This is a genomic window from Stutzerimonas sp. (assembly GCF_982611455.1).
Genome location: NZ_CEXBBO010000031.1, coordinates 52,578 through 60,077 on the forward strand (window position 1 = coordinate 52,578; position 7,500 = coordinate 60,077).

The following is a 7,500-nucleotide window of genomic DNA, read 5'->3' on the forward strand; positions in this document are numbered from 1 at the left end:
AAGCCACTCGTGACAGATAAGTGTCGATTCGCTCGTTTGTCGACGTTTTTATGACGAAATATTCGAGGCGCTGATTTGAAGTTAAGACGGGCACTACGCCCCCTTTACGGCGCGTCTCTACGCCCGCGTCATACGCCTCGACAATCGAGGCGCGGGAGGATGTTGCGGTGGGTTGACGCACCTAGAGTGGCGGCGTGTTCCCCCAAACATCGAAGGTTGGTTGTATGAATCGCAATGACTGGTGGCGCGGCGGCGTCATTTATCAGGTTTACCCGCGCAGCTTTTTCGACAGCAATGGCGATGGGGTCGGCGATCTGCTCGGTGTGGTCGAGAAGATCGACTACATCGCCAGCCTCAACGTCGATGCCATCTGGTTGTCGCCGTTCTTTACCTCGCCAATGAAGGATTTCGGCTACGACGTGTCCGACTATCGCGGCGTGGACCCGCTGTTCGGCACGCTGGAAGACTTCAAGCAGGTCATTGAGGTCGCCCATTCACGCGGCATTCGTATCCTCATCGATCAAGTCCTCAATCATTCTTCGGACCAACATCCCTGGTTCAAGGAAAGCCGCTCCAGCCACTACAACCCCAAAGCCGACTGGTACGTCTGGGCCGACCCGAAGGACGACGGCACCGTGCCCAACAATTGGCTGTCGGTGTTTGGCGGCCCGGCCTGGACCTGGGACAGCCGGCGCAAGCAGTACTACCTGCACAACTTCCTCTCCAGCCAGCCGGATCTCAATTTCCACTGCGAAGAGGTCCAGCAACAGTTGCTCGATGACATGGAGTTCTGGCTGAAATTGGGCGTCGACGGCTTCCGTCTGGACGCGGCGAACTTTTACTTCCACGACCGCGAGCTGCGCGACAACCCGCCTAACTATGAGGTCCGCGAGGGCAGCATTGGCGTGCGCGTCGATAATCCCTACGCATTCCAGAAGCACGTGCACGACAAGACCCAGCCAGAAAATCTCGGCTTCTTGCGGCGCATTCGCCAGTTGCTGGAACGCTATCCCGGCAGCGCCACCGTGGCCGAAATCGGCTGTGATCACTCCCTGACCACCATGGCGGCCTATACCGGCGGCAGTGACACGCTGCACATGGCGTATTCCTTCGATCTGCTCACTGAGCAGTGCAGTCCAGGCTTTCTGCGCCACACCATCGATTGCGTTGAACGCGAGCTGGTGGACGGTTGGCCGTGCTGGTCGATCGGCAACCATGATGTGGTGCGGGTCATGAGCCGCTGGGCGCTGGCCAATCAGCCGGATCACGCCCGTGGCCGTATGTTCATGGCGATGCTGCTGTCGATGCGCGGCAGCGTGTGCCTGTATCAGGGCGAGGAGTTGGGCCTGGATGAAGCCGAGCTGCAATTCGAGCAGTTGGTCGACCCCTACGGCATCCGCTTCTGGCCTGAATTCAAGGGACGAGACGGTTGCCGCACGCCGATGCCCTGGCACGATCAGGATGTGCATGGCGGCTTCAGCCGCGAGCAACCCTGGTTGCCGCTCGCCGACAAACACCTGCCGCTGTCGGTCGCAGCCCAGGAGCCGGATCCGAACTCGATGCTCAACATCTACCGTCGCTTCCTCGCCTGGCGCCAGGATCAGCGCTTGCTGATCGAAGGCAGTATGCGCACCATCCACCACGACGGCGCGCTGCTGGTCTACGAGCGCCGTCTGGATGACGAGGTCTGGGTCTGCCTGTTCAATATGGGCGACAGTGCGCGGCACTTCGATCTATCGGCACCGGTCGAAGGGCTGGACGTACCATCGGCCATGGCCGTATTCGAAGGGCAGGGCGTACACCTGCCAGCGCACGGATTTGGATTCGCACGCCGGCTCGGATGAGTTGACCGGTGGGGACGAGGCGCTTGCCTCGTTTCAGCCGGCCTGCCGCCCGCCGCGATTCGTCGCGGCGACTGTTTGAGGAGAACAACAAGAATGGCCAGCGTAACCCTGCGCAATATCTGCAAGAGTTATGAAGATGTTCCCATCACCTGCGGTATCGATCTGGATATCGCCGATGGGGAGTTCGTGGTGTTCGTCGGCCCGTCCGGCTGTGGCAAGTCGACCCTGCTTCGGCTGATCGCCGGCCTTGAGGACATCACCGACGGCGAGCTGCAGATCGACGGCGAGCGGGTCAACGAACTGCCACCGATGGATCGTTCGGTGGGGATGGTGTTCCAGTCCTACGCGCTCTATCCGCATATGAATGTCGCCGAAAACATGGCGTTCGGCCTGAAACTGGCGAAAGTCGATAAAAGCGAAATCAATCGCCGCGTAGATTCAGTGGCGAAGATTCTGCAGTTGGATCAGTTACTTGAGCGCAAGCCCAAGGACCTCTCCGGCGGACAGCGCCAACGCGTCGCCATCGGTCGCACCATGGTTCGCGAACCCAAGGTGTTCCTGTTCGACGAGCCGCTGTCGAACCTCGATGCGTTCCTCCGCGTGCAGATGCGCATCGAAATCTCACGCCTGCACCAGCGCCTCAAGGCAACGATGATCTACGTGACCCACGATCAGGTCGAAGCCATGACCCTGGCTGACAAGATCGTCGTGCTCAACGCGGGGCGCATTGCCCAGGTCGGGCCACCGCTGGAGCTGTATCACTATCCGAAGAATCAGTTCGTCGCCGGCTTCATCGGCTCGCCACAGATGAATTTCATGCCGGTGCGCGTACTGCGTGCGGATGCCGATTCGGTGGAGGTGACGATGCCGGGTGGCAGCGCCTTGCGGGTGCCGGTGGATGGCACGCTGGTTAACCCGGGCGATGCGTTGACGCTTGGCGTTCGGCCTGAGCATTTCGTCGATGCCGAGCAGGCGGATTTCGTCTTCAACGGTGAGATTGCAGTGGCCGAGCGACTCGGTGACCACAACCTGCTGCACCTGAACTTCGAAGGCGTGGATGAAATGGTGGCGGTGGCCAGCGATGGCAATCGCCGTGTTGCGGTGGGAGAGGCTTATGCCACCGGCCTGTTGGCCAACAAATGCCACCTGTTCCGTGCCGATGGCGAAGCCTGTGCTCGACACTATCGCGAGCCTGCATTGCACGGTTGACGAGCGAGGCAGCGGGCGTTCGGCCGGCTGCCTCGTTGTTTCAATGGCTGAGCTTCAAACCGAGCAACCCGATACAGATCAGCAGCACGCTGCCCAGGCGGAACAGGCTCAGCGATTCGCCGAACAAGATGATGCCGGCGATCACTGTGCCCACTGCTCCCACACCGGTCCAGATGGCGTAGGCGGTACCTAGCGGCAACTCTTTCATCGCCAGACCTAGCAATCCAAGGCTAGCCAGCATTGCAGCGATTGTGAGCATCGTCGGAAGAGGACGGGTAAAGCCGTCGGTGTACTTCAGGCCAACGGCCCAGCCGATTTCGAATAGGCCGGCAAAAAACAAGATGATCCAGGACATGTCGCCTCCTCGTGGGACGATAAGCTGGGGTCGTCCCCGGAAGGCTGGTGCAAGTCTGAGGTCGTCCTCAGTGGTCGCTATTTTGCACAGTCAGCAGATCCGGGCAAGCAGCCCGGACCAAAGGAACGCCGCCTTATTAGCTCAGGCTTCGTCCTTGTCGCGCATGCGGCGGAAGCAGGTTGCCAGCAGCGCGCCGGAAAGGTTGTGCCAAACACTGAACAACGCGCTAGGAACGGCCGCCAACGGCGAAAAATGAGCGCTGGCCAATGCTGCGCCTAGACCGGAATTTTGCATGCCGACCTCGATTGACAGCGTTTTGCGCTGCGCGAGCGGCAAGCCGAAGGCACGTGCAACGAAGTAGCCGATGCCCAGACCTAAACTGTTGTGCAGAACCACCACCGCCATGATCAGCAGGCCGGATTCGGCGATCTTCGCTTGGCTGGCCGCTACCACCGCCGCCACGATAATCACGATACTGACCACCGAGATCAGCGGTAACACTTCCACCACTTGATGCACGCGTGCGCCCAGCAGACGCCGGGCGATCAGGCCGAGGGCGATAGGCAGCAACACGATCTGCACGATGGACATGAACAATGCGCCGAAATTGACCGGTAACCAGGCCGATGCCAGCAGCCAAATCAGCGCAGGCGTGACCAGCGGGGCGAGCAGGGTGGTGACGGCGGTGATCGCCACGGACAGCGCGACGTCACCGCGGGAGAACCAGGCGATCACGTTGGAGGCGGTGCCGCCTGGACAGCAACCCACCAAAATCACTCCCACCGCGATCTCAGCCGGTAGCCCCAGCAGCTGGCAGAGCAGCCAGGCGAGGGTCGGCATGATCAGGAATTGCGCCCCGACACCCAGCGCCACCCAAAGCGGGCGGCGTGCAACTTCCGCAAAGTCAGCTGCTTTCAGTGTCAGGCCCATACCAAACATGATCAGCCCCAGCAGCGGAACGATCCAAGCAGTGGCAGGCAGAAACCAGCTGGGCTGGAAGAAAGCGAGAACGGCGAACAGCAAGACCCAAAGGGCGAACGTATTGCCGATAAAGCGGCTGAGGGCAGCGAGGGCACGCATCGGGCTTACCTTGTAGTTATGGAAGGAGCGCCGTCAGCCGGGGCTGACGGCCAGGGCAGTTTAGATGCCCTGTGGAATCTCCTCACCACCCAGGGCTTCGAACAGCGCGGGCAAGAACTCACCGAAGGTCAGCATCATCAGCAGGAAGCTGGCGTCCTGCTGGCCGAGGTCGTCATCGCCGCCATCCTGTTCGGCCTGATCCTGCAGCAACTCTTCGAAGCGCAGACGCTTGATTACCATTTTGTCGTCAAGGACGAAAGACAGCTTGTCTTGCCAGCCCAGCGACAACTGAGTGACCTGCTTGCCGACTTCCAGGTGCTGCTGGATCTCGTCGCTGGTCAGGTCCTGGCGCTTGCAGCGCACGACACCACCGTCTTCATGGGTGTCGCGCAATTCGCACTCATCGAGGACGAAAAAGTCATCCGCGGCTTTCTGCGTCTTCACCCAGTCGGTCATGGTCGCCGAGGGCGCAATCTTGACGGTCAATGGACGAACCGGCAGCGAGCCGATGGCTTCGCGCAGAGTGGAGAGTAGGTCTTCGGCGCGCTTGGGGCTGGAAGAGTCGACCAGAATCAGACCTTGCTCCGGCGCGATGGCAGCGAAGGTGCCGGACTTGCGGATAAAGGCGCGAGGCAGGAAGGACTGGATGATGTCGTCCTTGAGTTGCTCGCGCTCTTTCTTGTAGACCTTGCGCATCTGCTCGTTTTCGATCTCGTCGACCTTTTCTTTCAGCGCGTCCTTGACCACGCTGCCAGGCAGGATGCGCTCTTCCTTACGTGTAGAGATCAGCAGAAAACCCTGGCTGGCATGAACCAGTGGCGCGTCTTCACCTTTTCCGAAGGGTGCGACGAAACCGTAGGTACTTAATTCCTGGCTGGCGCAGGGGCGGGCGGGCTTGGCGGCCAATGCAGCTTCAAGTGTCTCGACATCGAAAGGGACGTTCTGGGTGAGACGGTAGACGAGCAGGTTGCGAAACCACATGGCGATTGAAACTCCGGTGAAAGCAAAGCGCGCATTATTCCCGTCCCGGGAACTCAGGCCAACCCTGCAAAGCCGCAATGCCGATGGATACCGCAAAATTTGCGATAAACAGAGGGTTTCCTAAGTCTTTGGAACTTCTGCAATTTTTTTTTCGAAAGGGGCTTGCCAAGGTCAGGAACCATCTCTAGAATGCGCCCCACTTCGAGAGCAAACGGGTGATTAGCTCAGCTGGGAGAGCATCTGCCTTACAAGCAGAGGGTCGGCGGTTCGATCCCGTCATCACCCACCACTCGAGGTTTAGCGCAGCGGTAGTTCAGTCGGTTAGAATACCGGCCTGTCACGCCGGGGGTCGCGGGTTCGAGTCCCGTCCGCTGCGCCATATTCGCCATCAAGGACCGCTGAACGCCTTGATAGCCCAAAGAAAAGCGACCTTAGGGTCGTTTTTTTTTGCTTCCGATTTTCAGTCTGTTCTGTTTTCGCACGCTTCGTGCGGCACTTCCTTTCTTTGCACTGTCTTTACTCATTACCGCGGCGAGCTCGGTAGCCACTGCCTGGGGCGACTGTTAAGCTCGGGCACTGATTTTTTGCTTCGCCCCCTTCAGCGTAATTAAGGAAACAGAATGAGACATCAACGTTTGGCGTCTGCGATAGCCCTGGTTGGCTTGGTCCTGGCGGGCTGTGATTCCGAAACCAGCGCCAAGCTGGAAACTCCGGCGCAGAAAGCCTCTTATGGCATCGGCCTGAATATGGGCAAGAGTCTGGCCCAGGAAGGTATGGCTGATCTCGATTCCAAGGCTGTCGCCCTGGGCATTGACGATGCCGTCGGCAAGAAAGAACAGAAACTGACCGATGAAGAGTTGATGGAGGCCTTTGCCTACCTGCAGACTCGTGCCGAAGAGCGCATGGTCGAAATGAACAAGGAAGCGGTAGCTGCCGGGAAGAAATTTCTCGAGGAGAACGCCAAGCGTGAAGGCGTGAAGACTACCGAGTCTGGCTTGCAGTACGAAGTGATCAAGGAAGCCGATGGCGCTCAGCCAAGCGCTGATGATGTTGTTACTGTCCACTACGAAGGCAGTCTGACCGATGGCACCGTCTTCGACAGTTCCATCAAGCGCGGCAGTCCGATTGATTTGCCAGTCGGTGGCGTGATTCCAGGTTGGGTTGAAGGCCTGCAATTGATGCACGTTGGTGAGAAGTACAAGCTCTATATCCCAAGCGAGCTGGCCTATGGCGAGCAGAGCCCAAGCCCGCTGATTCCGGCGAACTCAGTGTTGGTATTCGATCTAGAGCTGCTCGGTATCAAGGGCGACGAGGCTGAAGCCGAGGCGGCTCCGGCTACTGAAGCTGAGGCTGCTGAAGAAGCCACCGAGCAGTAACGGCTCCGCTACATCGAGCGCCCCGCCTTTGCGGGGCGTTTTCGTTTTGTATGCTCATTACGCTGGATTCCTTAAGGTTCTCCCGTAGAGCGGCTCGCATGGGGATCGGCTCTGCGCCTTGCCCTGCGGCGCGGCGCGCGGCCAGGGTAGTGTGTTTTGGATTGTATGGGAGGCCCGCCTGGGGCTAAGCTTTTGGTTTTGAGCTGACAGAGGGTTTGCTTTCGCCGCGGGGCGCGCCCACCAAAGCAGCTCGGCGCGGGGCTGCGGCGGTGTGCTGCTTTGCTGCTTTTGATCTTGTGGGAGGCCCGCCCCGGGGCGAAGCTTTCGGTTTTGAGCTGGCAGAGGATTTGCTTTCGCCGCGGGTCGCACCCACCAAAGCAGCTCGGCGCGGGGCTGCGCGGTGTGCTGCTTTTGAGCTTGTGGGAGGCCCGCCCCGGGGCGAAGCTTTCGGTTTTGAGCTGGCAGAGGGTTTGTATTCGCCGCGGGTCGCGCCTCCTACGAAAAGTAGCGCGGGGTGAGGCTTGCCGAATAACCTGGGACATAGTCCCTGGTGAGGGTCCGGCGGATATAAAAAAGCCCCAGGTTTCACCTGAGGCTTTGAATTTGGCTCCGCGACCTGGACTCGAACCAGGGACCCAATGATTAACAGTCATTT

The 7,500-nt window shown here is 59.5% G+C and carries 6 protein-coding genes and 2 tRNA genes; 5 read left to right on the forward strand and 3 right to left on the reverse strand.

The window, feature by feature from the left end; all coding sequences use genetic code 11:
* Positions 1 to 224: 224 nt before the first annotated feature.
* The gene (locus AC2LD7_RS17185) at positions 225 to 1,844 is read left to right on the forward strand and encodes an alpha-glucosidase (protein WP_484598943.1); all 1,620 of its coding nucleotides are present in this window, start codon (positions 225 to 227) and stop codon (positions 1,842 to 1,844) included.
* Between the two features lie 93 nt (positions 1,845 to 1,937).
* Positions 1,938 to 3,053 carry a maltose/maltodextrin ABC transporter ATP-binding protein MalK gene (gene malK / locus AC2LD7_RS17190; protein ID WP_484598944.1) on the forward strand — a complete coding sequence of 372 codons (1,116 nt, stop codon included), beginning with the start codon at positions 1,938 to 1,940 and terminating at the stop codon, positions 3,051 to 3,053.
* Positions 3,054 to 3,093: 40 nt separating this feature from the next.
* Here the strand turns inward: malK and sugE are convergent, their stop codons facing one another.
* The 3 genes from sugE to rdgC form a co-directional block, all read right to left on the reverse strand.
* Positions 3,094 to 3,408, reverse strand: a complete 315-nt coding sequence (gene sugE / locus AC2LD7_RS17195; RefSeq protein ID WP_484598945.1) for a quaternary ammonium compound efflux SMR transporter SugE — start codon at positions 3,406 to 3,408, stop codon at positions 3,094 to 3,096.
* A 141-nt stretch (positions 3,409 to 3,549) separates the two neighbouring features.
* Entirely contained in the window at positions 3,550 to 4,488 is a 939-nt protein-coding gene (locus tag AC2LD7_RS17200) for a bile acid:sodium symporter family protein (protein WP_484598946.1), read from the reverse strand.
* Between the two features lie 60 nt (positions 4,489 to 4,548).
* Positions 4,549 to 5,469, reverse strand: a complete 921-nt coding sequence (rdgC, locus tag AC2LD7_RS17205; protein WP_484598947.1) for a recombination-associated protein RdgC — start codon at positions 5,467 to 5,469, stop codon at positions 4,549 to 4,551.
* A gap of 213 nt (positions 5,470 to 5,682) precedes the next feature.
* Between rdgC and AC2LD7_RS17210 the strand changes: the two genes are divergently transcribed.
* The 3 genes from AC2LD7_RS17210 to bamJ all read left to right on the forward strand — a co-directional run bounded on the left by AC2LD7_RS17210 (position 5,683) and on the right by bamJ (position 6,845).
* A tRNA-Val gene (locus tag AC2LD7_RS17210) sits at positions 5,683 to 5,758 on the forward strand.
* Between the two features lie 13 nt (positions 5,759 to 5,771).
* Positions 5,772 to 5,848 (forward strand) — tRNA-Asp (locus AC2LD7_RS17215).
* 241 nt (positions 5,849 to 6,089) lie between these two features.
* Complete coding sequence (bamJ, locus tag AC2LD7_RS17220; protein ID WP_484598948.1) at positions 6,090 to 6,845, forward strand: BamJ family beta-barrel-assembly machinery protein; 756 nt, start codon at positions 6,090 to 6,092, stop codon at positions 6,843 to 6,845.
* Positions 6,846 to 7,500: the final 655 nt, after the last annotated feature.

Coding starts and splice junctions, on each gene's coding strand:
- AC2LD7_RS17185 (WP_484598943.1), top strand. CDS start 225: ATGAATCGCAATGACTGGTGGCGCGGCGGCGTCATTTATCAGGTTTAC.
- malK (WP_484598944.1), top strand. CDS start 1,938: ATGGCCAGCGTAACCCTGCGCAATATCTGCAAGAGTTATGAAGATGTT.
- sugE (WP_484598945.1), bottom strand. CDS start 3,408: ATGTCCTGGATCATCTTGTTTTTTGCCGGCCTATTCGAAATCGGCTGG.
- AC2LD7_RS17200 (WP_484598946.1), bottom strand. CDS start 4,488: ATGCGTGCCCTCGCTGCCCTCAGCCGCTTTATCGGCAATACGTTCGCC.
- rdgC (WP_484598947.1), bottom strand. CDS start 5,469: ATGTGGTTTCGCAACCTGCTCGTCTACCGTCTCACCCAGAACGTCCCT.
- bamJ (WP_484598948.1), top strand. CDS start 6,090: ATGAGACATCAACGTTTGGCGTCTGCGATAGCCCTGGTTGGCTTGGTC.